General features: G+C 73.7%; 22 protein-coding genes and 1 pseudogene. 9 read left to right on the forward strand and 14 right to left on the reverse strand.

Annotation, left to right across the window (positions count from 1 at the left end; genetic code table 11):
- Positions 1-174: 174 nt before the first annotated feature.
- The 3 genes and pseudogenes from ACZ6SQ_RS15600 to ACZ6SQ_RS15610 all read right to left on the reverse strand — a co-directional run bounded on the left by ACZ6SQ_RS15600 (position 175) and on the right by ACZ6SQ_RS15610 (position 4,643).
- Positions 175-844 (reverse strand): annotated as a pseudogene (locus ACZ6SQ_RS15600) (CBS domain-containing protein).
- A gap of 12 nt (positions 845-856) precedes the next feature.
- A complete protein-coding gene (locus ACZ6SQ_RS15605) occupies positions 857-3,556 on the reverse strand; it encodes a bifunctional acetate--CoA ligase family protein/GNAT family N-acetyltransferase (protein WP_469561552.1) in 2,700 nt (899 codons plus the stop codon).
- Between the two features lie 181 nt (positions 3,557-3,737).
- Positions 3,738-4,643 (reverse strand): universal stress protein, encoded by a 906-nt coding sequence (locus ACZ6SQ_RS15610; RefSeq protein WP_469561555.1) that lies wholly within the window; start codon positions 4,641-4,643, stop codon positions 3,738-3,740.
- A 274-nt stretch (positions 4,644-4,917) separates the two neighbouring features.
- Between ACZ6SQ_RS15610 and ACZ6SQ_RS15615 the strand changes: the two genes are divergently transcribed.
- Positions 4,918-5,538, forward strand: coding sequence for a CBS domain-containing protein (locus tag ACZ6SQ_RS15615; protein WP_469561558.1), 621 nt, complete (start codon positions 4,918-4,920; stop codon positions 5,536-5,538).
- Between the two features lie 137 nt (positions 5,539-5,675).
- Here ACZ6SQ_RS15615 and ACZ6SQ_RS15620 read toward each other — a convergent pair whose 3' ends face one another.
- The 3 genes from ACZ6SQ_RS15620 to ACZ6SQ_RS15630 all read right to left on the reverse strand — a co-directional run bounded on the left by ACZ6SQ_RS15620 (position 5,676) and on the right by ACZ6SQ_RS15630 (position 9,656).
- Positions 5,676-5,846: a hydrophobic protein gene (locus ACZ6SQ_RS15620; RefSeq protein WP_386385373.1), complete on the reverse strand. Its 171-nt coding sequence runs from the start codon at positions 5,844-5,846 to the stop codon at positions 5,676-5,678.
- A gap of 106 nt (positions 5,847-5,952) precedes the next feature.
- A complete protein-coding gene (locus ACZ6SQ_RS15625; RefSeq protein WP_469561563.1) occupies positions 5,953-8,733 on the reverse strand; it encodes a SpoIIE family protein phosphatase in 2,781 nt (926 codons plus the stop codon).
- Positions 8,734-8,798: 65 nt separating this feature from the next.
- The gene (locus ACZ6SQ_RS15630) at positions 8,799-9,656 is read right to left on the reverse strand and encodes an endonuclease/exonuclease/phosphatase family protein (protein ID WP_469561671.1); all 858 of its coding nucleotides are present in this window, start codon (positions 9,654-9,656) and stop codon (positions 8,799-8,801) included.
- A gap of 210 nt (positions 9,657-9,866) precedes the next feature.
- Between ACZ6SQ_RS15630 and ACZ6SQ_RS15635 the strand changes: the two genes are divergently transcribed.
- Positions 9,867-11,237 carry an FAD-dependent oxidoreductase gene (locus ACZ6SQ_RS15635; protein ID WP_469561566.1) on the forward strand — a complete coding sequence of 457 codons (1,371 nt, stop codon included), beginning with the start codon at positions 9,867-9,869 and terminating at the stop codon, positions 11,235-11,237.
- Between the two features lie 96 nt (positions 11,238-11,333).
- Here the strand turns inward: ACZ6SQ_RS15635 and ACZ6SQ_RS15640 are convergent, their stop codons facing one another.
- Positions 11,334-11,717 (reverse strand): VOC family protein, encoded by a 384-nt coding sequence (locus tag ACZ6SQ_RS15640; RefSeq protein ID WP_386385366.1) that lies wholly within the window; start codon positions 11,715-11,717, stop codon positions 11,334-11,336.
- Positions 11,718-11,985: 268 nt separating this feature from the next.
- Here ACZ6SQ_RS15640 and ACZ6SQ_RS15645 point away from each other — a divergent pair, with 268 nt between their 5' ends.
- From ACZ6SQ_RS15645 to ACZ6SQ_RS15660, 4 genes are all read left to right on the forward strand, one after another.
- Positions 11,986-13,743, forward strand: coding sequence for an ATP-binding SpoIIE family protein phosphatase (locus ACZ6SQ_RS15645; RefSeq protein ID WP_469561569.1), 1,758 nt, complete (start codon positions 11,986-11,988; stop codon positions 13,741-13,743).
- 183 nt (positions 13,744-13,926) lie between these two features.
- Positions 13,927-14,349, forward strand: coding sequence for a DUF6003 family protein (locus tag ACZ6SQ_RS15650; RefSeq protein WP_469561572.1), 423 nt, complete (start codon positions 13,927-13,929; stop codon positions 14,347-14,349).
- A 158-nt stretch (positions 14,350-14,507) separates the two neighbouring features.
- Entirely contained in the window at positions 14,508-15,626 is a 1,119-nt protein-coding gene (locus ACZ6SQ_RS15655; RefSeq protein WP_469561574.1) for an ABC transporter substrate-binding protein, read from the forward strand.
- 108 nt (positions 15,627-15,734) lie between these two features.
- On the forward strand, positions 15,735-17,522 hold the full coding sequence (locus ACZ6SQ_RS15660; protein WP_469561577.1) for a serine/threonine-protein kinase: 1,788 nt from the start codon (positions 15,735-15,737) through the stop codon (positions 17,520-17,522).
- A 54-nt stretch (positions 17,523-17,576) separates the two neighbouring features.
- Here the strand turns inward: ACZ6SQ_RS15660 and ACZ6SQ_RS15665 are convergent, their stop codons facing one another.
- Complete coding sequence (locus tag ACZ6SQ_RS15665; protein ID WP_469561579.1) at positions 17,577-18,851, reverse strand: archease; 1,275 nt, start codon at positions 18,849-18,851, stop codon at positions 17,577-17,579.
- 184 nt (positions 18,852-19,035) lie between these two features.
- Between ACZ6SQ_RS15665 and ACZ6SQ_RS15670 the strand changes: the two genes are divergently transcribed.
- From ACZ6SQ_RS15670 to ACZ6SQ_RS15680, 3 genes are all read left to right on the forward strand, one after another.
- The gene (locus ACZ6SQ_RS15670; RefSeq protein ID WP_469561582.1) at positions 19,036-19,674 is read left to right on the forward strand and encodes a hypothetical protein; all 639 of its coding nucleotides are present in this window, start codon (positions 19,036-19,038) and stop codon (positions 19,672-19,674) included.
- 88 nt (positions 19,675-19,762) lie between these two features.
- Positions 19,763-20,347 carry a sigma-70 family RNA polymerase sigma factor gene (locus ACZ6SQ_RS15675; RefSeq protein ID WP_469561584.1) on the forward strand — a complete coding sequence of 195 codons (585 nt, stop codon included), beginning with the start codon at positions 19,763-19,765 and terminating at the stop codon, positions 20,345-20,347.
- The gene (locus tag ACZ6SQ_RS15680) at positions 20,344-21,096 is read left to right on the forward strand and encodes an anti-sigma factor (RefSeq protein ID WP_469561586.1); all 753 of its coding nucleotides are present in this window, start codon (positions 20,344-20,346) and stop codon (positions 21,094-21,096) included. The genes ACZ6SQ_RS15675 and ACZ6SQ_RS15680 overlap by 4 nt, the downstream gene beginning before the upstream one ends.
- A 53-nt stretch (positions 21,097-21,149) precedes the next feature.
- On the opposite strand, the gene ACZ6SQ_RS15685 is transcribed toward ACZ6SQ_RS15680, so the two are convergent.
- The 6 genes from ACZ6SQ_RS15685 to ACZ6SQ_RS15710 all read right to left on the reverse strand — a co-directional run bounded on the left by ACZ6SQ_RS15685 (position 21,150) and on the right by ACZ6SQ_RS15710 (position 26,700).
- Positions 21,150-21,845, reverse strand: a complete 696-nt coding sequence (locus tag ACZ6SQ_RS15685) for a dienelactone hydrolase family protein (RefSeq protein ID WP_469561589.1) — start codon at positions 21,843-21,845, stop codon at positions 21,150-21,152.
- The gene (locus ACZ6SQ_RS15690; RefSeq protein WP_469561592.1) at positions 21,842-22,678 is read right to left on the reverse strand and encodes a DUF1295 domain-containing protein; all 837 of its coding nucleotides are present in this window, start codon (positions 22,676-22,678) and stop codon (positions 21,842-21,844) included. Before ACZ6SQ_RS15690 ends, ACZ6SQ_RS15685 begins: the two co-directional genes overlap by 4 nt.
- A gap of 103 nt (positions 22,679-22,781) precedes the next feature.
- A complete protein-coding gene (locus ACZ6SQ_RS15695; protein ID WP_469561595.1) occupies positions 22,782-24,065 on the reverse strand; it encodes a class I SAM-dependent methyltransferase in 1,284 nt (427 codons plus the stop codon).
- On the reverse strand, positions 24,062-24,820 hold the full coding sequence (locus ACZ6SQ_RS15700; RefSeq protein ID WP_469561597.1) for a DUF1365 domain-containing protein: 759 nt from the start codon (positions 24,818-24,820) through the stop codon (positions 24,062-24,064). Before ACZ6SQ_RS15700 ends, ACZ6SQ_RS15695 begins: the two co-directional genes overlap by 4 nt.
- Entirely contained in the window at positions 24,817-26,130 is a 1,314-nt protein-coding gene (locus ACZ6SQ_RS15705) for an NAD(P)/FAD-dependent oxidoreductase (protein WP_469561600.1), read from the reverse strand. Before ACZ6SQ_RS15705 ends, ACZ6SQ_RS15700 begins: the two co-directional genes overlap by 4 nt.
- 186 nt (positions 26,131-26,316) lie before the next feature.
- Positions 26,317-26,700 carry a hypothetical protein gene (locus tag ACZ6SQ_RS15710; protein ID WP_469561603.1) on the reverse strand — a complete coding sequence of 128 codons (384 nt, stop codon included), beginning with the start codon at positions 26,698-26,700 and terminating at the stop codon, positions 26,317-26,319.
- Between the last annotated feature and the right edge of the window lie 41 nt (positions 26,701-26,741).

Consider the following 26,741-nt stretch of genomic DNA (forward strand, 5'->3'; position numbering starts at 1 on the left):
GTGTCCCGCACTCGGTCGACCCCCCCACCCACCCCCCCCCCCCCCCCCCCCCCCCCCCCCCCCCCCCCCCCCCCCCCCCCCACCGCCCCCCCCCCCCCCCCCCCCCCCCCCGCCTCGCGCAGTGCGCCTCGCGCCGTGCGCCGTGCACGGGGGGCGGCCCTCGCCGCCCCGCCGTCACAGCCTGCGCAGCCAGTCGTCGGCCACGCCGTGCAGGGCCTGCTCGTCGGGCTGCAGCCTGGTGTCGTCGAGCCGGTGCGTCAACCGGTCGACGACCGCGACCACACCGTCGATCTGGCGGGTCATCGACACGGCGATGTCGGCCTCGCTCCTGCGCTCCACCTCGCCCGTGAGCGTGACCTCCCCGTCGTCGACGGACACCTCGACGCTGCCGGGCGTCAGCCACAGGCTGCGCAGCAGCACCTCCTGGACCACCTCGTGCCGGATGTCGGTGTCGGGGCGCAGGAAGACCTGGAGGAGGTCACGCCGGGTCACGATGCCGACGAGGCGGTCCTCCTCGTCCAGGACCGGCAGCCGCTCCACCCGCCGCCGGGCCATGGTCCGGGCGGCCTGGACGATGGTGTCGTCGGCGTGCACGGTCACCGGTGGGGTGGTCATCAGCTCACCGGCGCGCGGGTCCCGTTCCGGTGCCCGCCTCGGTCACGGCCCGGCGCATCATCAGGTCCGTCTCGGAGACGACCCCGATCACCTTGTCGTCCTCGTCGGTCACCGGAAGGCCGCTGATGTGGTGGCCGGCCAGCAGCCGTGCCACTTCCTTGAACGGTGTGCCGGTTCCGGCGCGGACGACGTCGCTCGTCATCACGGAGCCGACCTTGTCGTGCTTCATGGCTGGTCCTCCTCAGCGCAGTCGGCGCAGATAGGGGTCGTGGGACCGGCGCGGCAGCAGCCGGACCCGGGCGTCGAGCGCCACGGCCCCGTCCGGTGTCGCGAGGACCGGGTTGAGGTCGGCCTCGGCGAGCTGCGGCAGATCCGCCGCCATACGGGACAGCCGGTGCAGCAGTTGTTCCAGTCCTTCGAGGTCGGCGGGCGGGCTGCCGTGCGCGCCGAACAGAAGCGGGGCGCAGCGCGGGGACGTGATCAGGTCGTGCACGTCGTGGTCGGTGAGCGGGGCGAGCCGGGCCGCGTGGTCGGCGAGGACCTCGACGGCCGTGCCGCCGTGCCCGAACAGCACGAGCGGGCCGAAGACGTCGTCCTGGACCACGCCGGCGAAGAGTTCGGTGCCTCGGCCGGCCAGTGGCTGCACGACCACCCCGGTCATCAGTCCGGCGAACCGTGTGCGCAGGTCCTTGAACGCCGCCCGCACCTCCGCGTCGCCGCGCAGGTCCAGCAGGACGGCCCGTTCGACGCTCTTGTGCACCAGTCCGGGCCAGTGGGCCTTCAGGACGACGCGTCCGTCGCGTCCGCGCAGCCGCTCGGCGGCGGCCACGGCCTCGTCCTCCGTCTCGGCCCACGCCCACGGCATCTGGGGGACGCCGTAGCAGGCCAGCAGGTCGGCGCAGGACCGCGGGTCGAGCCGGCCGCCGTCTGGGTGGGCGGCGAGGTACGCCTCGACCATGGCCTGCGCGCGCGGGGCGTCGACGTCCTCGGTTTCCGGCACCGTGCCCGGGGGCCGGGCGAGCCAGGCGGCGCGACGGGCCGCGTGGGCCAGCGCCCGTGCGACCGCGTGGGGTTCGGCGTACGAGGGGACGGTTCCGTCGGCGGCGGCGAGCAGTTCGACCGGCCGTGCCTGCTCCAGCCGGACGAGGGCGACGGGCCGGGCCCGGTGTCCGGGTGCCCGGGTGAGCGCCCGGACCAGGTCGTCGCCGGTCGCCTCGGCGACCGCGGTCGGGACGAGGGCCACGATCACGGCGTCGACACCCGGGCAGCGTGCGAGCCGGTCCACGCACGCGCCGAGCTGCTCCTCGGTCACCGCCGCGGTGGCGTCGACCGGATTGCCGGCCGTGGCTCCCGCGGGCAGGACGGCGAGCAGGTCGTCCACGGTCGTGGGGGTGAGCGGCGGCAGGGTGAGCCCGGCCTCCGCGCAGGCGTCCGCCACCAGGACACCGGCGCCCCCGGCGTTGGTGACGATCGCCACCCGGGCGCCCTCCGGCAGCGGCTGGGAGTGCAGCAGGGCGGCCGTTTCCAGGAGTTCGCCGATGGAGTGGGTGGCGGTGACGCCGGCCTGGGTGAACAGGGCCTGGCGGGTCATGGTGCGGGTGGCGGCGGCCGCGGTGTGCGAGGCGGCGGCGCGGCGGCCGGCCTCGGTGCGTCCGGCGTCCACGGTGAGCACCGGCATCCGGCGGGTCACCCGGCGGGCGGTCCGGGAGAACGCCCGTGGGCTGCCGAAGGACTCCAGGTGCAGCACGGCGAGGTCGGTGCGGTCGTCGCTCTCCCACCACTGGAGCATGTCGTTGCCGCTGACGTCGTACTTGTCGCCGAGCGAGACGAACGAGGAGACGCCGATGCCGAGGCGGGAGAGTCCGTCGAGCAGGGCGACGCCCACCCCGCCGGACTGTACGGCGACTCCGGCGGTGCCGGGGCGGGCGTGGCCGGAGGCGAAGGTGGCGTCGAGCTTCAGGCCGGGTTCGGTGTTGGCGATGCCCAGGCAGTTGGGTCCGACCAGGCGCATGCCGTAGTTGCGGCAGGCCGACAGCAGTGCCTTCGCCTGGGCGTTGTCGAGTCCCGCTGTCACCACGAGCAGTGCCCGGACGCCCGCCTTGCCGCACGCCTCGGCGGTGTCCGGCACGGCGGCGGCCGGTACGGCGACGACCACCAGGTCGGGGGTGAGGGGCAGGTCGCCGACGCTCGGGTGGCAGGGGACGCCGAGGATCGCGTCGGCGGCGGGGTTCACCGCGAACAGCCGCCGGGTGAAGCCGCCGGTGCGCAGGTGGTGGAGGACTGCGCGGCCGACCGAGCCGGGCCTGCGTCCGGCGCCGACGACGGCCACCACCTCCGGCCGCAGCAGCGGTCGCAGGCTGGCCACGTCGGCGCGGCTGCCGCGGGCCTCCACGGCGGTCAGATAGGTGTCGTCGGCGTCGAGCCCGACGGTGCAGCGCACTTCCGGGCCGTCGAAGCGGCGGCTGACGCGTAGTCCCAGGTCGACGAAGAGGCGGAGCACCTCGTAGTTCTCGCTGAGCGCGTCGGCGGTGAAGGAGGTGACGCCCTCGGCGCGGGCGGCGGAGGCGAGGTGTTCGACGAGGAGGGTGCCCACGCCGCGGTGGTGCACCCCGTCGGCCACGGCGATGGAGATCTCCGCGGTGTCCTCGTCGCCGCCGGTGTCGTACTCGGCGAGTCCGACGATGCGGTCCTGTGTCTCGGCCACCAGTGCCCGGTAGCCGGGGCGGGGCGGGGCGCAGGCGCGGGCGGCGGCCCGGGCGACCGAACGGTGGCTCACCGCGAAGAACCTGCGCCTGAGGTTCTCCGGGGACATCTCGTCGTAGAGCGCCTCCAGCCGGTCGTGGTCGGCGGGCACGGCCGGGCGGACGCACACCGTGGTGCCGTCCGTGAGCAGTGCGTGGATCGGGGCCGGTTCGCCCCGGTCGCCGGTGGTCGTGGTCATGGTGGGCCTCCTCCAGGACTGCCGGCGCTTCGAGGATCCTGCGGACCGGTGAAGCGCCGCTCGGGCTGACCGGGGTGCGTCGGGGACCGGTCGGCCCGTCCTCGGCCCGCACCGCCCGCGGACCCGGCGCGCGCCCGTCGGCGCGGGCCGGGTCCGCGGGGTCTGTTCCCCGGCCCGCCGGTCAGTGGTGCGGGACGACGGCGACGGGGGCGGCGGCGTGGTGCAGGACGGCATGGGTCACATGGCCGATGTGCGCGCCGAAGGGGCTGCGGCGGATACGGCGGCCCACGACGACCAGCGAGGCCTCGCGGGAGGCGTCGACGAGGTGGTCGGAGGCGGACCCGTAGGGGGCTTCCTCGGTGACCTCGACGTCCGGGAACTTCTCGCGCCACGGCCGCAGCACGTCGCTCAGCGCGTGGGTCTCCTGGCGTGCCAGGGCTCCGTGGAGTTCGAGGCTGGCGGCGAGGCCGTACGCGTAGTAGGGCGGCGGGTTCCAGCCGTGGACGACGCGCAGCGAGGTGTGCCGGCGGGAGGCGGCGGCGAACGCGAACTCGATCAGGGTCGCGTCGGGGCTCTCGATGTCGAGGCCGAGCAGGACGGGCCGGAAGGGCGTCTCGGTGGACGGTCCGCCGGCCGGGTCCTTCTCGTGCTCGTCGGCGGCCTGCTCGCCCGCCCTGACGAGGACGACGGGCCGCTCGGTGTGCGCGACCAGGGACAGGCCGATCGAGCCGACGACGTAGCCGCCGAACCCTCCCAGCCCGCGGGAGCCGAGCACCAGAAGGTCCGCTTCGCCCGCCTCCTGGGGCAGCAACTCGGTGGCCCGTCCGGCTCGTTGTTCCATCGTGATCTCGAGGTCCGGGTGGCGCGCGCGCAGGCCCTCGGCGGCCTCGCGGGGGATGCGTTCGGACCAGTGCTGCTGGGTCTCGACGCCGAGCAGCGGCGCCTCCGCCCAGGGCACCGGTACCGGCTCCATGACATGAACCAGTTTCAACGGGGCGCCGAGCAGCCGCGCCTCACGCGCCGCCCATTCGGCCGCCGCACTGCTCTCTCGGGAGCCGTCGAGTCCGACGATGACGCTGCGGGTCATGACCTTCCACCTTCCTGGACCGGGGGTTGCGATTCGAGCCTCTCTCCTCGGCACGGTCGCGGACAGGGGCCGCAGGGCCCGGCGGGGGGCCGACCGGCCCTGGTTCGCGCGCCCAACGGCCCGGGTCGCGGGCGCTGTTGCGGTGCGGCGCGGCCGGCGCGGCCGTGACGGTGGGGGCCGACCGGATCCCGGTCGGGGCCCCCTGGCACCTGTGCGTTCCGCGCGAGGTCCGGCAGGGTCGAAGGTGAGGGGGGTTCCGTCACGGGAGGCCGGGATGCCTGGATCGCCGTACACCGTGAGCGACGTGATGACCCACACGGTCGTCGCCGTCGGCAGCGAGGCACTCTTCAAGGAGGTCGTCGAACTGCTCGACCAGTGGAAGGTGAGCGCCCTGCCGGTACTGGCCGGTGAGGGCCGGGTCGTCGGAGTGGTCTCCGAGGCCGATCTGCTCGCCAAGGAGGAGTTCCGGGACACCGACGAGGGTGACCTCGCCCTGCGGCTCAAGGCGGGCGCCGTGACCGCGGGGGAACTGATGAGCGCCCCGGCGGTGACCGTGCACGCGGACGCGACGGTGGCCGACGCCGCGCGCATCATGGCCCGACGGCACGTCAAGCGCCTGCCGGTGGTGGACGGCGCCGGATTCCTCCAGGGCGTCGTGAGCCGCGGTGACCTGCTGAAGGTGTTCCTGCGCTCCGACGAGGACATCGCCGGGGAGATCCGCAAGGGCGTCCTCGGCGCGCTGCCCTACGGCGACGTCCTCACCACATCGGTGACCGACGGGGTGGCCACGCTCGGCGGCTCCCTGCCCGACCGCGGGCTGGAACCCGTGATCGCCCGGGCGGTGCGCGCCGTCGAGGGCGTGGTCGACGTCCGTCTGGAGCTGACTCATCGCTGACGGGGAGCTCGGAGGGCCGGACCCTGGCCGCACCGGTCTCACGGCCGCGGCACGCCCGCGCGCCGTCACACCACGACGGTGGGGCCCGACCGTCGTGCGGTCGGGCCCCACCGTCGTGGATGTGCGGGCGGGTCAGTTCACCAGCGGTACCAGCGCCCGCGGCCGCCCCCGGAGGTCGTGGACCGCATCACGAAACCGAGCAGCCACACCACCAGCACGGCGATGGCCACCCACCACAGAAGCTTGACGGCGAAGCCGGCACCGAACAGGAGCAGCGCAAGAAGCAGAACCAGCAGAACGGGAACCATGGATATCAACCTCCTGACCGACCGGTTACCCTGCGATCCACGCCTCATACGTCGCAGGTTCCTTGTTTACGAAGGCAGACTCGGGGCATCCGGAGGGCCTTTCGGATCACCAGGCCAGTTCGTCGATCAGCGCGGCGGGGTCCGGTTCGGGGCTGTGGCCCAGGGACTGTTCGGCCCAGATCACCTTTCCGTTCGCCGCGTAGCGGGTGCCCCAGCGGTCCGCGAACTCGGAGACGAGGAACAGGCCCCGGCCCCCTTCGTCGGTGGTGGCCGCGCGGCGCAGACGCGGTGAGGTGTTGCTGCCGTCCGAGACCTCCAGGACGAGGGTGCCGCCCAGCAGGAGCCTGACCCGGACCGGCGCGGCGCCGTAGCGCACGGCGTTGGTGAGGAGCTCGCTGAGGATGAGTTCCGTGGAGAAGGACGCGGCCTCCAGGCCCCAGGCGTCGAGCCTGCGGCCCACCTCCTTGCGCACGCGCGAGACGGCGGTCACGTCGAAGGGCACGTCCCAGGTCGCGACATGGTCCGGGTCCAGCAGCCGGGTCCGGGCCACGAGCAGGGCCACGTCGTCCTGGGGATGCTCGGGCAGCATCGACTCGATGACGGCCCGGCAGGTCTCCTCGGGAGTGCGGTGCGGACCGGCGACGGCCGAGCGGAGCCGGTCGAGGCCCTCGTCGATGTCGCTGCCGCGGTCCTCGACCAGGCCGTCGGTGAACAGCGCCAGCCGGCTGCCCTCGGGCAGTTCCAGTTCGCCGGTCTCGAAGGGGTGTCCGCCCACGCCCAGGGGCGGCGACAGCGGCAGGTCGGGGAAGGTCACCGCACCGTCGGGACCGACCACGGCAGGTGCGAGATGCCCGGCGCGCGCGACGGTGCAGCGCCCGCCGACCGGGTCGTAGACGGCGTACAGACAGGTCGCGCCGGTGACCTGGGCGTCATGGGCGCCCGCGCTCGACGTCTCGGTGTCCCACGAGGCGACCATCTCGTCGAGGTGGCCGAGCAGGTCGTCCGGGGCGAGGTCGAGCGAGGAGAAGTTCAGCACCGCCGTGCGCAGCCGGCCCATGGTCACCGCCGCGTGCAGCCCGTGGCCGACGACGTCGCCGACGACCAGCGCGACCCGGAATCCGGGCAGCGGGATGACGTCGAACCAGTCGCCGCCCACCCCGGCCTGTGCGGGCAGGTAGCGCCAGGCGATCTCCAGCGCCTCCTGCTCCGGCACGTCACGGGGCAGCAGGCTGCGTTGCAGGGTGACGGCCATGGTGTGCTCGCGGGCGTAGCGGCGGGCGTTGTCGATCGCGACGGCGGCCCGCGCCACGAGTTCCTCGGCGACCGAGACGTCCTCCGCCTCGAACGGCGGTGAGCCCGAGCCCCGCCAGAAGTTGACCATGCCGAGGATCACGCCCCGGGCCTGCAGGGGCACCGAGATCATCGAGTGGATGCCGTACTCGAGGGCCTCGCGGGCGCCCTGCGGGTCCTGGGCCCGCCAGTCCTGGGCGCTGTTCAGGTCCGCCACACGGACGGCCTTGCCCCGGTGCAGGGCGGCCACCATCGGGGTGTCGGCCACCACGAACTGGATCAGGTCGCCCACGGGTTGCAGCGGGTGGCCCTGGGCGCCGCTGAGCGCGGTGCGGCGCATCCGCCGGACGGCGCCGGTGGGCTCCTCGCCGTGCAGGACCAGGTCGAGGAGTTCCACCGTGACGAAGTCGGCGACGCGCGGGACCGCGACCTCGGCGAGCTCCTCCGCCGTGCGCCGGATGTCGAGTGTGGTGCCGATGCGTACGCCCGCCTCGTACAGCAGGGTCAGCCGTCCCCGCGCCGTCTCGGCCTGCCCCGACAGGGCGCTCAGCTCCGTGGTGTCGCGCAGGGTGGCCACCAGGCCCTGTCCGCCGCCGTAGGGCTCGGTGAGGCGGGTGTTGACGGCGAGCAGCCGCTCACCGGCCGGGAGCACCTCGTCGGAGACGGGTTCGTCCGACTCCAGGAGCTGGGTCAGGCGGGCGCCGAGTCCCAGCTCGGCGACGGGCCGCCGGTCGGCGCCCCGCGGGAGGTCCAGCAGGCGGCGCGCCTCGTCGTTGGCCAGCATCAGACGGCCGTCGCCGCCGACGATCAGGACGCCCTCGCGCACCGCGTGCAGCACGGCGTCGTGGTGCTCGAACAGCCGGGTCATCTCGGCGGGGCCGAGCCCGTGCGTCTGCCGGCGCAGCCGCCGGCTGACCAGGGCCGTGCCGACGGTGGCCAGGGCGAGCACGGCCGCCGCGGCGGCCACCATCGCCGGGACCTGCCGGTTCAGCACCTGCCCCAGGGTGTCGAACTGGATTCCGGCGCTGACCAAGCCGACCACCTGCCCGTCGGCGTCCTTGACGGGCACGACCGCGCGCACGGCGTCCGCGGGCTCGCCGTGGAACGTCTCGGTGAAGGTCTCCCCCGCGAGGGCCCGGTCGACCCCCTGCGCCCTGGTGCCGATCAGGTCGGGCACGGGGTCGGTGAGCCGCACCCCGTTCCTGTCCAGGACGGTGACGAAGTCGACGCCGGAGCCTCGTCTGGCGGCCTCCGCGGCGGGCTGGAGCAGCGCCGTCGCCCCCGGCGACGCCAGCAGGGCCGCGGTGCCGGGCGTCTGGGCGAATCCCTGCGCCACGGCCAGGCAGCGGTTCCTGGCGCCCTGCTCGGCCTCCCAGCGTCCCTGCACCACCAGGGCCGCGACCGCCGCCACGATCAGCACCAGCATGATCAGTACCTGGAGCAGGAAGACCTGGGCGGCGAGCGGGCGGAAGCTCAGTGACGGGGTGAGGCGGTGTTCCGGGGAACGCGGCTCCGCCGCACGGCGGGACGAGTCGGTGGGGCGTCCTTCGCCGAACGGCGCCGCTCTCGTCCTGGACCGGCGAGAAGGACCGATCATGTCCCATTTCTAGCACTGTGCCGGTACGACGAGCGACCGGTGCGGTTTCGCGGCGGCCGAGGACCCTAGGGCCCGGGTGATGCCTGGATCGGGTCGAGTTCCGCGTACACGAGGTGGTGGTCCGAATACACGCTGGGTTTCACCTGGTGCCCGCGCGAGGTGATGCCGCGCAGGAAGACGTAGTCGAACTTGGTGTCCCAGTCGGCGGTCGTCCGGCAGGCGCCGTAGAGCGCGGGGCGGCACTGGGGGTCCGTGTCGGTGGCCAGTGCCCAGATGCGGTCGAGCTCGGGAGCGTCCGGTACGGCGTTGAAGTCGCCGAGGAGGATGGTGCGGTCGTGCCGGGCGACCGCGGCGGCGAGTACGCGTGTCTGGTTCGCGCGCACGAGTTCCTGACGTCGCTCGGCGAGATGCGTGTTGAAGACCCGGACGCGCACGCCGCCGACCGTGGTGGTGACCGCCATGTAGCCGCGGTCCTCGGAGCCGCCGTCGGGGTACTCGACGTTGACGCGGTCCGTCATCGGTGCCGCCGAGAGGATCGCCTGCCCGTACCCGCCCGGCCGCCAGGGCGCTCCCCCGCACCGGCTCCAGTTGCGCAGCACCGTGCCGTACTCGACGTGGTAGACCAGCCCGTGACGGGTCTCCAGATACTCCCTGATCCGCTCGACGTCCCGCGCGCACGCTTCCTGGAGGCCGATGACCTGGGGCGCGTACCTCGCGATCTCCGCGGCCCGGTCGGTGTTGCTCTCCTCGCACGGGTTGCACATGTTCCATGTCATGACCCGGTTCGGTACGACGTCCCTGACGGCGCTGACGGCCTGTGGACCGCCGAAGAAGGGGCCGCCCGGCGCGCTGGGACCGACTAGCACCACGCACGCCACGATCACGGCGCCCGCGAGCAACCGCGCTTCCCTACCGAGCACTATCGCCTCCTCGGCGTGGATACACAGGGCGTCCGACCGTCTCTCTCACGAGCGTATGGGACGGGGATGTAAGGAGCGCGTGTTACCGGTCCTTCCCGGACCGCTCGGCGGGCGGTGACGCACACACCGCTCCCCGGCGGCCGAGGGCGCCGTCCGCCCGAAGATCATCAACTAGTAGGCTCGTCATGCAACACGACGCGAAGGGGATCATCGGTGGCGCGGGTTGCAGTGATGGGCGGGGGCATCAGCGGGCTGGGGACAGCGCTGATGCTCGGTCGAAAAGGTCACACGGTCACATTGTTCGAACAGGACGCCAGGCAAGCCGGAGAGGACCTGGAACGGGACTTCTTCGACTGGCACCGCCCCCGCGTCCCGCAGGCCGCCCAGCCCCACTCGCTGCTGGCACCCGTGCGCACCGTGCTGCGCGCCGAGGCTCCCGACGTCTACGCCGACCTGCTGGCACGAGGGGCCCGCGAGTACCACGAGTTCGACTGGTTCGACGAGCATCCAACGCACCGGCCCGGCGACGAGGATCTGGTGACGGTGCGCACCCGGCGCATCGTGCTGGAGGCCGCCCTGGCCGATGCCGCGCGGCGCGAACCGAACGTCGAACTGCGCGGCGGCTGCCGGGTCGACGGCCTCGCCGTGCAGGAGGGCAGCCCCGCCCGGGTCACCGGCGTCAGGGTGGGCGCGCACACGTATCACGCGGACCTCGTCGTCGACGCGTCCGGCCGTCGTTCGCCGGTGCCCGGCTGGCTCACCGCGGCCGGGTGCCGCCCGCCCGTGGTCGACGGCGGGCGCATCGGCATCGCCTATCTGTGCCGCTGGTACCGGCTGCGCGCCGACGGCCCGCGCGATCCCGGAAGGGTGAAGACCGGCTCGTCCGTGCCGTTCGCCCTCGCGGGTGTCTTCCCGTCCGACAACGACTCGTTCGCCCTGCACCTGGTCCTCTCCACCGGCGATCCGACCCGCGCCGCACTGACCGACCCGGCGGTGTTCGAGGCCGCCGCCCGCCGGTTCCCCGCGACCGCCGCCTGGCTCGGTCTGGACGCCGAACCGCAGTCCCCCGTCCTGGCGATGGCGGGTCTCGACAACCGCTGGACGGCCCTCGCCGACGACGCAGGACCGATCGTGACCGGCCTGGTCAACGCGGGGGACAGCCTCATCCACACCAACCCCACCTTCGGCCACGGCGTGGCCCTGGGCCTGCTCGCCGGCCAGTACCTCGCCGCCCACGCCGACCAGATCGCGGCCGACCCGGCCGGATACCACTCCTGGGCGGCACGGACGCTGCGCCCGTGGTTCGACGCCCAGGTGAAGTCCGACAGCCTCAGCGCCCGGCGCCTCGCCGACGGCTCACCCTCCACGGACCGCCGGGCCGCCGCACAGGCCGCCTGCGCCTTCGACGACCCCGTCGTCATGAGAGCCCGGGCCCAGGTACGCCACCTGCTGCGCCGGGCCGACGAGGCCTACGGCACCGAGGAGGTGGACCGGCACGTCACCGCCTGGCTGGACGCCCGTCCGGACTTCACGCCCCGGCAGGAGGGCCCGACGCGCGACCAATGGGACGCGCTGGTCTCGTGAGAGACCGCCGGGGCGGGCCCGCTCGTGAGTGACCGCCCGGGTGGGGTTCGCTCGGGAGAGTCCGCCCGGGCCGGACCTTGACCGGCCCGCGCCACGTCAGACGGGCTGGATGCGGGCGTGCAGGAGACAGAACTCGTTGCCCTCCGGGTCGGCCAGGACGTGCCAGCTCTCGGCGCCGGTCTGGCCGACGTCGGCGGGCCTGGCGCCGAGCGCCAGCAGCCGCTCCAGCTCGGCGTCCTGACCGCGGTCGGTGGCGCTGACGTCGATGTGCAGCCGGAGCCTGGCCGGCCGCGGATCGCCGCTGGGACTGAGGACGAGGGTGGGCAGCGGGCCGCCGAAGCCGGTGCCGGGCGGCCCGATGTGGATGCTGCCGTCGTCCTCCCGCCCGCACTCCACGTACCCGAGAACCTCGCCCCAGAAAGCGGCGAGCCGCTCGGGGTCGACGCAGTCGATGACCAGCTCACTGATGCGACAAGCCATGCCCGGCACTGTACGGGCTGTTCGGTCGCCCGGGGAGCCGCGCACCGGGCCGCAGCCGATCGGCACCCGGCTGAGCGAGCGCTTGGTCCCGCCCGCCCGGGTGCGCGGAAGGCCCCGCCGACCAGCGCCGGACCAGCGGCCGGCTCACATGGAGTCGCGCCAGCGGTTGCCCGGCCGCGAAGGAATACGAGAGGCTGCGCAGTGGGGCACGGGCACCGTGACGGTGACCCGGGCGGGATCGGCGGAGACAGAGCGCGACGGAGGTGGCGTGGGCGTACCACAGCGGGGCGGCGGCGCGCCGGGCCCGGTCCATCGGTTCCTCGAAGGGCACCGGGCACTGCGCGACGTACTGTCACCGGTGACCGACGTACTGGCGGCGCGCCGCCGCCTGGCCTGGCTGAACGCCGCGGGGCTGCGTATCGGCACCACGCTGGACCTGCGCCACACCGCCGAGGAACTGGCCGGCTTCGCGGTGCCCGAACTCGCGGACGGCTGCGCGGTGGACCTGCTGGAGTCCGTCCTGCGGTTCGAGGAGGGCGATCGCAGCAAGGGGCACGAGGCGCCGCTGCTGCGGGCCATGGCGGTGTCCCAGATCGCGGGCCTCGATCTCGCCCCCGATCCCGTCGGACAGCTGACCGTGCACACCCCGCAGCGGCTCGGTGCCCAGTGCCTGATGTCCCGCACCCCGGTCCTGCGCAGCCGCATGACCCGGGCCGACTACGACTCCGTCGGGCCCAGCCCGCAGGCGGCCGACCTGATGCGCCGCGCCGGGGTGCACTCCTACATGGCCGTCCCGCTGATCGCCCGCGGGATGCTGCTCGGGATGGCCGACTTCATCCGGGCGGGCAGGCGTCCCTCGTTCACCCGCGCCGACCTGGCGCTGGCCACCGAACTCGCCTCCAAGGCGGCCGTATACATCGACAACGCCCGCCTCTACGGCCGCGAGCGCATCCAGGTCGTCACCCTGCAGCGGACCCTGCTCCCCCGCAGCGCCCCGCAGACGCCCGGGCTCAACGTCTCCTCGTGCTACACCCCCACCCCCGACCCCGGCGGGGTGGGAGGCGACTGGTTCGACGTGGTGGCGCTGCCCAGCGGCCGCAGCGCGGTGATGGTGGGCGACGTCATGGGCCGCGGACTGGCCGCGGCCGCGACCATGGGCCGCCTGCGCACGGTGGCGCGGACGCTGATGGCCCTCGACATCGCGCCCGAGCGGGTGCTCGCCCGCCTCGACCTCGCGGTGCGGGACCTGGAGGAGGACCAGGTCGCGACCTGTCTGTGCGCGGTGTACGACCCCTGGGACAACACCTTCCGCGTCGCCAGCGCCGGCCATCTCCCACCCCTGGTGACCTCCCCCGACGGCACCGCGTCCTTCCTGGACATCCCGGTCGGGGCACCCCTCGGCACCGGAGTGATCCCGTACGACCCGATCGAGTGCGCCGTGCCCCCGGGCGGGCGGCTGATGCTCTACACGGACGGGCTCATCCGCTCCCGTACGGAGGACGTCGACGAACAACTGGCCGGCCTGCTGCGGACCACCCGCACCGCCCTCCCCCAGGCGGCGGCCGTCTGTGACGCGGTCCGGGCCGACGCTGGCGGGGACCCCGCGGACGACGCCATCGTGCTCGTGGCCGACACCGTGGCGCTCGCCCCGGACAGCGATGTGTACGTGCACCAGCTGCCCTCCGACGGTTCGGCCGCGTCCCTGGCCCGGCGCACCGTCCGCGGCCTGCTGGCGAAGTGGGGGCTCCAGGATCTGCTCGACAGCGCCGAGCTGGTGGTGAGCGAGCTGGTGGGCAACGCCCTGCGCTACGGCCACGCCCCGGGCGAGCTGCGGCTGGTACGGCACGAGCGGCTGTCGGTGGAGGTGTCCGACACGGGCCCGGATCTGCCGCAGATCCAGCATGCCGACCTCAGCGACGAGGGCGGACGAGGACTGCAGCTGATCAACATGCTGTGCCGACGGTGGGGTGCCTGCCGCACTCCGTCCGGGAAGGTCGTGTGGGCGGAGCTGGATCTGCCGTCCTGACAGGGGAGTCGGCGACGGCGGAACCGAACCCGCCGCCCCGGCACGGGAGTCACCGCCCGAGCACACCGAGACCCCACGCCGAGTGCCACGCCCATGCCCGGCCCGCGATGAAGTGAGCAACCGCGGGTATACGGAAGCCCCATGACAGCAACCGGCAGGAACATCTCGCGTGAGGAGCCGAGAATGACCGACGATGCCTACCTCGTCCTGGTGAACGGCACGGGCTCGACGCTCGGCGTACCTCCCGGCGCCGTCGGCGACCTCGCCTGTATGGACACCCCCGCCGTACGGGCCTGGCTGCACGCCTTCGGCATCACCGCGCACTCGCCCCGGCTGCGCCTGGTGCCTCCGGAGGCGACCTCGGCAGTTCCCGAGGACGCCGAGCGGCTCCCCGTCCCCCTCGGCGAGGAGGAGCTGAGCCGCGTACGCCACCAGGCCGTGCCGCGGGACGTCGCGCGGCTGGAGGACGAGCTGCTCGCCTACCGCTCCACCACGGACGGCCGTGACGCCCTGCTCACCCGCGCGCTGGCCGCCGGCGTACCGGCCCATCGTGTCGCGGAACTGACGGGCGAGGACCTGGCGGTCGTGGAGGCGGCGGCACGCTGACAGCCGGAGGGCGGAGCCGGTACACGGCGTCAGGGACGCCGGTGCCGGTACGGGGCGCCGGGGACGGCGGTGCCCGGCTGGGTTAGTCTCGACCCCACTGACGATCACTCAGGATCCGGGCCGGCCGCCACGCATCGTCCGACGGGAGACGCCGCAGCATGACCACGCCACCGACGACATCCGGAGCAGGGCGGTTCGACGGACCGTCGTCGCCCTTCCGGATCGGCGCGCTCGTTCCGCTGAGCCGGCCCGGCTGGGTCGGGGCGGGCCGGCATCTGCTCGCCGGTCTCGAACTGGCCGTCCGTGAGGTGAACGTCGGGGGCGGCATCTCCGGAAGGCCGCTGGAGCTGGTGGTGCGGGACACCGCCGCCGACCCGGAGAAGGCCGCGGCGGCCGTGGACGAACTGGCGGGACTGGGCGTCGCCGCCCTGGCCGGGGAATATCACAGCGTCGTCGCGCGCGCGGCCGCCGCCCGGGCGGACGCGCTCGGTCTGCTGTACCTCTGCTCGTCGGCGGTTCTCGACGCGCTCGCCGAGCGGCCGACGCCATGGGTGGCGCGGCTGTGCCCGGCGCAGTCGCACGGCTGGCGGATCTACGCCGACTTCCTCCTCGGCGCGGGCCACCGTCGCGTCGCCGTGGCGACCCAGCCGAGTGTGTACTGGGCGTCCGGAGTGCGCATCCTGCGGGAGCGCCTCGGCGCACAGGGCGGCGGTGTCGTCGAGCTCGAGATGGGCGCGCTGTCCCCCGAAGCGGTGTGCGACGAACTCGCCGACAGCGGTGCGACCGCCCTCCTGCTGCTGGTCGGGCACCCGGAACCGGCCGTGCCGGTCGTCCGGGCCGTCCGCGGCGACCGGCGCCTCGCCGACGTGCTGATCGGTGCGCCGGCCGGGCAGCCGGAGTTCGCCGAGTGGGCGGAACTGCTGGGCGGCGACGGCGCGGCGATCCCGTTCCTGCGCTATCTGCCCGAGCGACTCGACTCCCTCGGCACCCGGGTCGAGTCGGCGCTCCGCGAGCAACTCGGCGAGGAACCCTCCTTCGTCGCCTTCGAGGGCTACGACACGGTCACCGTCCTCGCCGAGGTACTGCGGGCCCACGGCACGGACCGGGCCCGCATCGCCGAGGCCTGGCCGGGTGTGGCGGTCGAGGGCACCCGCGGGAAGATCCGGTTCTCCCGTGTGCCCGGCATCGACGTGTGGCAATGGGCCTGGCCACCGGTCCAGGTCGTCGACCGGGACCCGGCCGACCCGGGCCGCTTCCGGGTCCTGCGCACCGGCTGAACGCGTCCCGCCGAACTCCCCGGTACGGGCCACTCGCACGGGCGGGGGCCGTACGTCCCGGGCCACCTGCGTGGGACGTTGTCACCGGCATCTCGTAGGCTCCCGCTCATGAACGACGGGGAATCCGGCAGACGGGTCATCGACGGGCGCTTCGAACTGGAGGCGCGGCTCGGCGGCGGCGGTATGGGCATGGTGTGGCGGGCACGCGATCTGGTCCTGGACCGGGCCGTGGCGCTCAAGGAGGTACGGCCGCCCGATCCGGGTCTCGCCGAGTACGACCCGCCGGGCGCGGCGATGCTCCGGGCGCGCGTGCTGCGCGAGGCGCGGGCGCTGGCCCGGGTCGAGCACCCCAACGTGGTGACCATCCACCACGTGGTGGACGGCGGGGAGCACACGTACCCGTGGCTCGTCATGGAACTGGTCAACGGCGGTTCTCTGCAGGACCGTCTGGCGAAGGGGCCGCTGTCACCGGTCGAGGCCGCGCGGATCGGCCGTGAGGTGCTCTCCGCCCTGCGCGCCGCCCACGACGTCGGCATCCTCCACCGTGACGTGAAGCCCGCCAACGTCCTGATGCGGCTCGACCAGCGGCCCGTCCTCACCGACTTCGGCATCGCGGCCATCAGGGAGTCGACCGCCCTGACCGCGACCGGCTCCATCATCGGTACGCCCGACTACATGGCGCCCGAGCGCATCGCGGGCCAGGAGGGCGGACCGGGCTCCGACCTGTGGTCGCTGGCGATGATGCTGTACGTCGCCGTCGAGGGGCATCACCCGCTGCGCAGGGCGACCACCCTGGCGACGCTGGCGGCCCTGCTGAGCGAGGAGTTGCCGCCGCCGGTCCGGTCGGGGCCGCTGACCGGTTTCCTGAACGCCATGCTGGCCAAGGACCCGGCGGTCCGGCCGGACTCGGAGACCGCCGACCGCATGCTCGCGGAGGCGGCCGAGGGCCGGGGCTCGGCCTCGGGTACGCCTGGAGTCGCGCCGGGGACCACCTCGTACCCGCTGGCGCCGCCCGGTGCGCCGACCCCGCCGTCGGCACCGGCCGGCTTCGGACCGCCGATCGGCTTCGGGCCGTCGACTCCGCACCCGGGCTTCCCGGGTCCGGCCGGACCGTCGACACCTCACCCCGGTTTTCCCGGTCCCGTCGGTACGCCGACGCCCTATCCGGCGGGCCCGACACGGCAGACACCTCAGCGAGGGAACGGCCGTGCCAGGGGCCGTGTCGCGATCGCCTCGTCCGTCGTCGGGACCGTGCTCGTGGGCGTGCTGGTGTGGACCCTCCTCCCGGACGGAGGCGAGAAGGACGGCGGCGGCACGGGCGCTCAGGGACCCGGCTCGTCCTCGTCCTCGTCCACACCCAAGGCGAAGGACAAGGACGTCACTCCCACGACGCCCTCGGCGTCCCGTTCGGCGTCGGCGTCGGCGTCCCAGGCCGATACCGAGACCGACCTGCTCACACCGGACGGCATCCGGACCGCGGTGAAGGAGATCAAGGCCGCGACCGGCACGGACCGTGCCGGCGACTTCACCGTCTATCCGGAGTACGTGACGGTGCAAGTCATGGTCAAGGGCAGCGACACCAAGTACGACAGCTACACCTACTACCCCGGCCGAGGCGTCGAGAAGGGCATCATCAGCAGCACGATCTTCTCCGGTGACCGCCCCTTCAGCCTGGACGACATCGACTGGGACGTCGTTCCCGCGTTGCTGAAGCGCGCGGAGAAGGATCTGAACATGCCGAATGCGACCCTGATCTACGTCACGGTCAACGCCGCGAGCGACACCTTCGACACCCCGCTGGGGCTGGCCGTCTATCGCAGCGACGACTACGCCTCCGGTCATCTGCAGGCCGACCTGAAGGGCAAGGTCACCGGCGTGTGGCCGGCCGAGGACTGACCCGGGACGGTCCGGCGGCTCCCGGCTGCGTGCGGGAGCCGCCGCCGGCAAGTGTCAGATGCGGAGCGTCCCGGGAAAGGCCCCGTGGCCGACGCCCGGTGCCGTGACGGCCAGCCAGCCGTGCCCGCGTCGCACGGTGTCCGGGCCGACCGCGCCGGGATCGACCGAGAGGTACGCGCAGGCGGAACGGGCCCCGGTGGTACCCGCGTTGGCCGGGGCCCCGTCGTACTCGGGGTCGAACTCGGGGTCGTCGGCCGCGAGGGTCTCCCAGGGCAGCGGATCGCCCTCCCACTCGGGCTCGCCCTCGGCGACGTACTGGCGGATCACCCGGCCCTTCTCGGCGACGAGCCACACATCGGAGCCCCCGGCGTCGTCCAGGAAGAAGAACTGGGCGTGGCCGCAGTGGACGCTGAGCCGCTCGACCGTCTCGATCATGCCGTCCCAGGGGTCGCCGACGAGCAGGTCGAAGGAGCCGAAGATCAGCCGCCAGCCGTCCAGTTCGGGGGAGACGAAGGCCCGTCCCACCGTGAGGTCGGCACCGTCCTCGCCGGTCACCCGGATCTCCCGGCACTCCGTCGCCTCCACGCCCGCGGAGACCGTGACGGGCTGCGGGTCGTGCAGGCCCAGCGCCTCGAAGGCCCCCTCGTACGACGCGCCGGGCACGGCCATCCACCAGCCGCTGAGGGTCGAGTCCGGCAGTCTCGGGATCTCGCTGGGGATCTTCACCTGTATCAGCCGCCGGATCGCCGCGCGGTCGCGGTCGTCGAGCGCGTCGGCGCCGCCGCCCGCCACCAGCGCGGCCATCGCGCCCCGCCGGGTCCTCGGGGACTCGGCCGGGTCACGGCGCAGGGCGCGCAGCCGCGGGCTGAACGCGTCGTGCATCTGCCGGGCGTAGTCCCTGCCCTTGAAGGGGACGAGCCGGCGGCTGCCGTATGCGTCGACCAGGGCCCGCAGTCCGGCCTCCGAGTCCACTCGCAGCCGCAGCAGCCCCTGGAAGCCGTCGCCCGACTTCCCGAAGTCCGGATCACCGGCCAGCGCCGCGTACTGGCCGGCGGAGCGCTCGTCGAACACGTTGAGGAGTCGGCCTGCCACCCAGTCCTTCAGTTCCTTGCGCCGCCAGGTCTCGAGCACGGCGTCGAAGGCGGGCGGCCCGATGTGCTTCAACGCCCTGATGGCCGGCTGAAGATCAGGCGTCCGCTGCACACCGGCCAGACTCCGCAGGATTGTTGGCAGCAAGCTGTCCGCCTGCTCCGTCAACCGGGCGGCTGCGGCCTCCTTGAGTGCTGTGTCGTCGCTCGCCAGGTCGTCGAGAAGGGAAGTGATCTCCATGTAGCAGCACACTAGCCCCCGCCACTGACATCACCGGCCGGGCCCACATCGGGCTCCGGGGCCCGCACCCGCCCAGGGCTCCGTCACCCTTTCGGAGGCGCGTGCGCTCCCCGGTCTCCCGAGTCGCGCGCGGGCGGACGTGCCGTGACGATGAGATGCCAGATCATCGACCTGGGACGGCACCATGTCTGCAACCACGAACGGCGGCTCCGCAAAGACCCGGCGGCGGCTCGCGGTGACGAGCGCGCTCGGCTGCCTCGTCCTCACCCTGGGCCTCGTCGGATGCGACTCCGACAACGGCGACGACTCCGCGACCTCGCCGACGCCCGGCCTCACCCGCGCGCCCGACACCGCCTCCTTCTCCGGAACGCCACCGTCCGCGCTGGCCTCCAAGGCCGCCTCCGCCGTCGACTCGGCACGCGCCTCCGCGTCGGCCGCCGCCTCGTCCGCGTCGGCGCGCGCCTCCGAGTTCGAGGCGTCGGTGAGCGCCGAGACGGCCCGTAGGAGCGCGGCGGCGCAGGAGGAACTGAAGGGCGTCCAGGGCCGGGGCAACGCTCTGTCCGAGGTCGGGATGACCGGGCTGCCGACGGCCGAGACCGGAGGACTGCTCGCCGTCGCGGTGACCATCACCAACAAGACGCAGAGCGAGGCCTCCTACGCCGTTCAGATCGACTTCCGGGACTCGGACGGCAAGGTGGTCGAGTCACGGTTCGTGGGCGCGGAGAACCTGGAGCCGGGGCAGCGCGAACAGGCGTTCGCGATCAGCCGTCAGCCCCTGGAGCCGAAGCTGACTCCCTATCTCGCCAAGGCGCAGCGCTACTGACTGCGGAAACTTCCAGCCCGCTGCAACCAATCCGCGGTCCGGACAGGAACGGATTACACCCGGACATGTCCCGACCGCGGAGGCCTCGGTGAAGGAAGCAGTACATATCGGCGTGCACCCCCAGGCCGAACCGGATCTGGAGGAGCTCGTCGGACGTGTGGCCCTGGGCGACGAGGACGCCTTCGCCCGTGTCTACGACGCGGTGGTGAGCCAGGTGCTGGGTGTCGTACGGGCCGTACTGCGCGATCAGGCGCAGTCGGAGGAAGTCACGCAGGAGGTGCTGGTGGAGGTGTGGCGGACCGCGCCCCGCTACCGGCCGGACCGCGGGACGGCGATCAACTGGATTCTCACGCTGGCCCATCGCCGGGCGGTGGACCGGGTGCGCTCGGTGGACGCCGCGGCCGTCCGGGACCACAAGGTCGCGCTCCTGGAGCGGATGCCCGAGTACGACCAGGTCGCCGAGCACGTCGAGGCGCGTCTGGAACGCGAACACGTGCGGCGCTGTCTGCGCACCCTGACCGAGATCCAGCGCCAGGCCATCACCCTGGCCTACTACCGGGGACTCACGTATCGCGAGGTGGCCGAGGCGCTGGCCCTGCCGCTGGGAACCGTGAAGACGCGGCTGCGGGACGGGCTCATCCGGATGCGCGACTGCCTGGGAGTGACCGCGTGACGACCGTCGATCTGCACCGGCTGAGCGGTGCCTACGCCCTGCACGCCCTGTCCGCCGAGGAGGACGAGCGGTTCCGGCGTCACCTCACCGGCTGCGAGCCGTGCGCCCAGGAGACGGCCGAGCTGTCCGCGACGGCGGCCCGGCTGGGTCTGGCCGTCGCCACCGCGCCCGCGCCCGGCATGCGCGAGGAGGTGCTGCGCCGGATCGGCACCGTCCGCCAGCAGACGCCCGGCGGCCCCGATCCGGTCAGGACCGGCCGGTCCGGGCGGCGGTCGCGGGCGCTGTCCCGATGGGCGCTGGCCGCCTGTCTGGCGGCCGCCGCGACGCTCGGCGGGACGACCGTGTGGCAGCACCGGCAGGCGGAGGACGCCCGCGACCAGGCACGCGGCGCCACGCGTGCGGCGGACGAGATCGCCGCCGTGCTGTCCGCGCCGGACGCCAGGACACAGGCCTCCGGGCTGGCCGACGGCGGCACCGGTGCCGTCGTGGTGTCCCGAGGACAGGACCGGGCCGTGTTCGTCGCCTCGAAGATGGCCCGTCCGCCCGGCGGCAAGGTGTATCAGCTGTGGTTCGACGACGGGGGAACGATGCGGCCGGCCGGCCTGCTCGACCCCGCCCGCACCGATCAGACGGTCCTGATGCGCGGCGGGGTCGGCGACGCGTCGGGCATGGGCATCACCCTCGAACCCCACGGCGGCTCGCCCCGGCCCACGTCCGCCCCGCTGGCCCAGATGCCCTTCGCCGGCTGACCGGGCGGAGCGCCTCGCCCCTGCTGGGGCCGCCCACGCGCGGGGCGGCCCTCTCAGAGCACGGGGAACCCGTTCGGCCCGTAGCACCGCTCCGGCAGGGGGTCGGGCACCTCGCCGGGATCCAGGAGGTGCGCTACGAGCGTCGACGCGGTGCCGTGCCAGAAGTCCCGGCGGCGCAGCATCGCGTGGTCGCCGCCGCCGACGACGGCCATGCCCGCCCGCGCGGCGGTGCGCTGCGCGCGGCGCACGCAGTCGGCCGATTCGGCCGGCGAGGTGATCCGGTCGCGGTCGCCGTGCAGGGCGACGACATGGCGGCCCGCGACCTGTTCGACCGGCTCCCCGCGCGGCCACCACGGCGCCACGGCGACCACGCCGGACACCTGTGGGTGACCCGCGGCCCGCAGTGCGGCGCGGCCGCCCATGGAGTGGCCGAGGAGCACCGTGGGCACCGGGCCGACCTGTTCGGCGAGGTGGTCGAGCGCCCGCTCGGCGTCCCGGGCGGGGTCGGCGTGCGGGTCGTTCCAGCCGCGCAGCCGGTAGCGGACCTGGGCGACCAGGACGTCCCGCGCGGGCAGCGCGTCCGACAGGGCCCGTACGAAGAGGTCCATGCGCAGGGCCGCGAGCTGCCAGGGCCGGGCCGGGCGGGCGCTCACCGCCTGGCCGCCGTGCAGCACCAGCACGGCGGCCCGTGGCCGTGGCGGGCAGGACCGGAGCAGCAGCGTGCGCACGGGCGAAGGTGACTCTGTCACCGCGGGCCCACCCCTTTCCGGTCCTGCGAACTGCTGCGGCGCGGCGGCCGGGGGAAGAAGCCGCTGGTGCGGGACTGGTAGTCGGCGTAGCCGGGGCGCCGGGCCATGTGTCTCTCCAGCAGTCGCTTCCCGCTGCCCCGGGTCAGCAGCAGAGTCATCACCACCGGGGATACCACGGACACGGCGGCCGCCGCCACCGAGTCACAGGCCAGGAGGAACAGGCCCCACCAGACGCAGAAGTCGCCGAAGTAGTTGGGGTGCCGTGTCCACGCCCACAGGCCCCGGTCCATGATGCTGCCCCGGTTGGCGGGATCGGCCTTGAAACGGGCCAGCTGGGCGTCGCCGACCGCCTCGAAGGCGACCCCGACCGCCCACAGTGCCGTGCCGGCCCAGAACAGGGCGGACGGCGGACCGGGCACGTACTGCGCGGCCTGCACCGGCAGGGAGACCAGCCACACCAGGGCGCCCTGGAGCAGGTACACCTTGCGCAGGGCGTACGCGGCGCGGCTGCCGGGCGCCCTGGACAGCATCGCCTCGTAGCGCGGGTCCTCCCCGTGGCCGCGGCCCCGGCGGGCGATGTGCACGGCCAGCCTGAGGCCCCACACCGCGGTGAGGGCGGTGACCAGCCCTCGGCGCGCCGGGTCGCCCTCTCCCGCGGAGGCGGCGAAGGTCACGACGGCCACCGCGGTGAAGGCGATCCCCCAGGCCACGTCGACGATCCGGTGGAGTCCCCCGCGCACCGCGCGGGCGAAGGTGACCAGCATGACCGTGAGCGCCGCGGCGGCGGCCCAGGCGAGGTTGAGCGCGAACGCGCTCCACGGAAAGCCGCTCACAGCGCCTCCAGCCCCTGGTACCGGATCAGTGTGACGGCCGGCATGAGGAAGCCCGTGAGGAGGGCGGTCGGCCGGTGGGCGGCGCCGGTGGTGGCGGTGCTGGTCATCGCGGGCCGGCCTCCTTGGTGAACAGGTACTGCTGCACATCGAGGTATCCGGAGCGGAATCCGGCCTCGGAGTAGGCGAGGTAGAAGGTCCACAGCCGGCGGAAGACGTCGTCGAAGCCGAGGGCGGCGACGTCGTCGGCGCCCTCGGTGAACCGTTCGCGCCACAGGCGCAGGGTCTCGGCGTAGTGGGCGCCGAAGGCGTCGCGACGGGCCAGGCGCAGCCAGGTGTGGTCGCGGGCGGTCTCCTCCATGGCCTGGGTGGAGGGGAGGAAGCCGCCGGGGAAGACGTACTTGTGGATCCAGGTGAAGGTGTCGCGGGTGGCGAGCATCCGCTCGTGCGGCATGGTGATGGCCTGGAGCGCGGCCCGGCCGCCCGGGGCCAGCCGGGCGTCCAGGACACGGAAGTAGTCCGGCCAGAACTCCGCGCCGACCGCCTCGATCATCTCCACGCTGACGACGGCGTCGTACTCGCCGCGTGCCTCGCGGTAGTCGCACAGCTCGACGGAGACCCGCTCCGCGAGCCCGGCGGCGCGCACCCGTTCCCGGGCGAGGGCCCGTTGCTCGTGGGAGAGGGTGAGCGAGGTGACGCGGGCGCCGCGGGCTGCGGCCCGCAGGGCGAGTTCGCCCCACCCGGTGCCGATCTCGAGCAGCCGGGTGCCCTCGCCGACGTCGGCCAGGTCGAGCAGCCGGTCGATCTTGCGCCGCTGGGCGGCGGCGAGCAGGTCCCACTGCGCCGGGAAGCCGCGGAAGACGGCCGAGGAATAGGTGAGGGTGTCGTCGAGGAACAGGGCGAACAGGTCGTTGGACAGGTCGTAGTGGCGGCTGATGTTGGAGCGGGAGCCGTCGGGGGTGTTGCGTTCCTCGTGCGGACGGCGCGGCGCCCAGAGGCCGCGCAGCCGTTGCAGCGGCGCCGGGATCAGCTCGGGGGCGTGCGCGGCGAGCACGGTGAGGGCGGCCACGAGGTCGGGGGCGTCCCACTCGCCCGCCATGTACGACTCGCCGAAGCCGACCAGGCCGGCGGTGCCGATCCGGGCGTGGAAGGCGGCCGGGTCGCGCACCTCCAGCAGCGGGCCGCCCAGTCCGACGGCGTCCGCCCCGGCGTAGCGGGCGTGCAGCGGCAGCCGGGCCAGGGCCCGGCGTACCAGCCGCCCGGTCACCACGGCACGGAGCCGGGAGCACGGGGGTACGGCGGTGATGTCGGGCCAGGGGGCGGGGCCGGCGGCCTGTCCTTCGGACCCGCCGTCCGCGTCGGGGGTCGTCGGGGCCTGTGCGATGGTCATATGGCCTTCTCCGGGGTGTGATGCGCGGGCCGGGGCTGTACGGGGAGTCCCCGCAGGAACAGACGGATGCCGTGGACGCGGATGGCGGCGGACACGGCGAGGGTGGACCAGGGGTGGCGCACGGCGAGCCGCAGCACGGTGGCGGTGTCGGCCTCCCGCCGGGTGCCGCGCACGGTCGCCGTGAAGGCCCGGCCGCCCTGCCGGTCCAGGTGCACGGTGAGATCGAGCCGCTCGCCCGGCGTGGGCAGCCGCATCCGGTAACGGCCGTCCACGGGGAAGAAGGGCGAGACGTAGAACTCCTTGCCCACGTGGTGGGTGTCGTCGTGCCGCGGCTGCCGGGGCCCGGTCGTCCGGTGCGGGCGCAGCAGATAGCAGTGCCGTCCGCCGTAGGTGTTGTGCACCTCCGCCACGACACAGCGCAGTTCGCCGCCGGGTCCGTGGCACCAGTACAGGGTGAGCGGGTTGAAGACGTACCCGAACACTCGGGCGTGGGTGAGCATCAGCACCCGGCCGCCGTCCAGGCGCAGTCCGTGCCCGGCGAGGAACGCCTCCAGCCCGGCCCGGATCGAGGGCTGTTCCCCGGTGAAGTGGTCGCGCGGGTCGAACCGGGCCAGCGGCCGCAGCGGCCTCGGGAGCCGGGGCAGCCGGTCGAGGTCGACGAGCCACAGGTAGGTGCGGTGGCGCAGCGCGTAGCGGCGGGGCGCGGTGCGCACATGGGCGATCGTGGACTCGTACAGTGCGGGGACGGTGTTCACCAGCGCGCTCCCAGGGCCGCGGCGGCCCGCACACCGGAGCGGCAGCCGTCCTCGTGGAAACCCCAGCCGTGGTAGGCGCCGGCGAACGCGCAGACCTGGCTGTCCAGTTCGGGCAGCCGGCGCTGCGCGGCCACCGAATCCGGTGTGTAGACGGGGTGTTCGTAGACCATGCGGGCCAGCACCCGGTCCGGGTCGACACGGTCCTCGCCGCCCAGCGTGACCACGAACCTCTCGGTGGCGTCCAGGTGTTGCAGCCGGTTCATGTCGTAGCTGACCCGTACCCGGTCGGCGCCCGCCTCGCAGGAGGGCATCAGGTAGTTCCAGGAGGCCCGGGCGCCGCGGGAGCGGGGCAGCAGCCGGGAGTCGGTGTGCAGGAGGGTGGTGTTGCGGGAGTAGCGGAACGCGCCGAGCACCTCGCGCTCCGGCCCGGTCGGGTCGGCCAGCAGCCGCAGTGCCTGGTCCGGGTGGGTCGCGACGACCACGGCGTCGTGGGAGGTGGTGACGCCGTCCTCGCCGGTCACCTCGACACCGTCGGCGTGGCGGCGAATCGCGCGTACCGGCGTGCCGGCGCGGATCTCGCCGATGTGCTTCGCAATCCGGTCGACGTACGTGCGTGAACCCCCGGTCACCGTGCGCCACGTCGGTGAGCCGCTCACCGAGAGCATCCCGTGATGGGAGAGGAAGCGGAACAGATGGGTGGCGGGGTGGCGCAGCGCGTCGGCGGCGTCGCAGGACCAGACGGCCGACACCACGGGTGTCATGAAATGGGTCCTGAAGTACGCGGAGAAGCCCTCCCGGTCCAGGAACTCCCCCAGGGTCGGCGTCTGTTCGCCGTCCCCGGCCAGCTGCCGCCGGGCCGCCCTGTGGAAGGCGGGCACCTCGGTGAGCAGTCGCAGATAGGGGCCGCGCAGAAGGCTGCGGGGCTGGGCGAAGAGCCCGGACGGGCCGCGCGCCCCCGCGTACTCGAGCCCGCACCCCTCGCACCGCACCGACATGCTCATCTCCGACTCCTGCGTGGGCACGCCGAGTTCCTCGAACAGCCGCAGCAGGTGCGGATAGGTGCGGCGGTTGTGCACGATGAAGCCGGAGTCGACGCGGTGCACCCGGCCGTCGTGGGCCGAGGTCAGTTCATGGGTGTGCGCGTGCCCGCCGAGCCGGTCGTCGGCCTCGTACAAGGTGACGTGATCGTGCAGGCCCAGGATGTACGCGGCGGTCAGCCCCGCCACCCCGGACCCCACCACGGCCACCCGCCTGACCTGGGGTGCCGTGCGCTCCGGGCTGTCCGGGACACCGCCCGAGCTCCGTACCATCGTCTTCTCTCCCGCCCTCGGCCATCACGGATTCGGGGTAATCCGGAGCCGGAGCGGTGGCGGATTGGTCGATCGGCGCGTCGGTTCGCCGCGTCTCCCCGTCGGGAGGGCGGAGGCCGTGCGGCATTCCGGTGCGAAGCGGCCCGCGGGAGGAGTCCCGCGGGCCGTGTGCAGTGCGATGTGGCGTCACCGGTGGTGGCACACCCAGTGCCCCTTGACCCAGTAGTGGTGCCAGTGGGCGGGGACGTAGACCCACTTGTAGTGGCGCTCGTGGTCCCAGTAGCCCTTGTGCCACTTGCCGTGGTGGTCGTAGTGGCCCTTGTGCCAGGTCTTCGTGTAGTAGACCTTCTTCTCCCAGTGGGCCTTGACCCACTTCTTGGCCCAGTGGCCCTTCTGCCACTCGCAGCGGTCGTGGCGGTCGGGGCGGTCGTGGGTCGGCGCCGCGGCCGGGGCCGTGGTCGCCGGAGCCGCCGCGGCCGTGCCGGACAGTCCGAGGGCCGTGCCTCCGGCCAGCAGTCCGGTGGCGGCGGCGCCGGCCACCAGACGGCGGACCCGCAGGGAAACAGCCATTGAGGCTCACCTCTTTAGAGCTCGAGAACCGTGACGCAAGG

Source organism: Streptomyces sp. NPDC048600 (assembly GCF_055587025.1).

Bases quoted from the DNA above. Each gene is read 5' to 3' on its own strand.
- ACZ6SQ_RS15660 (WP_469561577.1), top strand. From the start codon at position 15,735: ATGAACGACGGGGAATCCGGCAGACGGGTCATCGACGGGCGCTTCGAA.
- ACZ6SQ_RS15695 (WP_469561595.1), bottom strand. From the start codon at position 24,065: ATGACCATCGCACAGGCCCCGACGACCCCCGACGCGGACGGCGGGTCC.
- ACZ6SQ_RS15640 (WP_386385366.1), bottom strand. From the start codon at position 11,717: ATGGCTTGTCGCATCAGTGAGCTGGTCATCGACTGCGTCGACCCCGAG.
- ACZ6SQ_RS15615 (WP_469561558.1), top strand. From the start codon at position 4,918: ATGCCTGGATCGCCGTACACCGTGAGCGACGTGATGACCCACACGGTC.
- ACZ6SQ_RS15665 (WP_469561579.1), bottom strand. From the start codon at position 18,851: ATGGAGATCACTTCCCTTCTCGACGACCTGGCGAGCGACGACACAGCA.
- ACZ6SQ_RS15620 (WP_386385373.1), bottom strand. From the start codon at position 5,846: ATGGTTCCCGTTCTGCTGGTTCTGCTTCTTGCGCTGCTCCTGTTCGGT.
- ACZ6SQ_RS15605 (WP_469561552.1), bottom strand. From the start codon at position 3,556: ATGACCACGACCACCGGCGACCGGGGCGAACCGGCCCCGATCCACGCA.
- ACZ6SQ_RS15670 (WP_469561582.1), top strand. From the start codon at position 19,036: ATGTCTGCAACCACGAACGGCGGCTCCGCAAAGACCCGGCGGCGGCTC.
- ACZ6SQ_RS15655 (WP_469561574.1), top strand. From the start codon at position 14,508: ATGACCACGCCACCGACGACATCCGGAGCAGGGCGGTTCGACGGACCG.
- ACZ6SQ_RS15710 (WP_469561603.1), bottom strand. From the start codon at position 26,700: ATGGCTGTTTCCCTGCGGGTCCGCCGTCTGGTGGCCGGCGCCGCCGCC.
- ACZ6SQ_RS15705 (WP_469561600.1), bottom strand. From the start codon at position 26,130: ATGGTACGGAGCTCGGGCGGTGTCCCGGACAGCCCGGAGCGCACGGCA.
- ACZ6SQ_RS15610 (WP_469561555.1), bottom strand. From the start codon at position 4,643: ATGACCCGCAGCGTCATCGTCGGACTCGACGGCTCCCGAGAGAGCAGT.
- ACZ6SQ_RS15650 (WP_469561572.1), top strand. From the start codon at position 13,927: ATGACCGACGATGCCTACCTCGTCCTGGTGAACGGCACGGGCTCGACG.
- ACZ6SQ_RS15625 (WP_469561563.1), bottom strand. From the start codon at position 8,733: ATGATCGGTCCTTCTCGCCGGTCCAGGACGAGAGCGGCGCCGTTCGGC.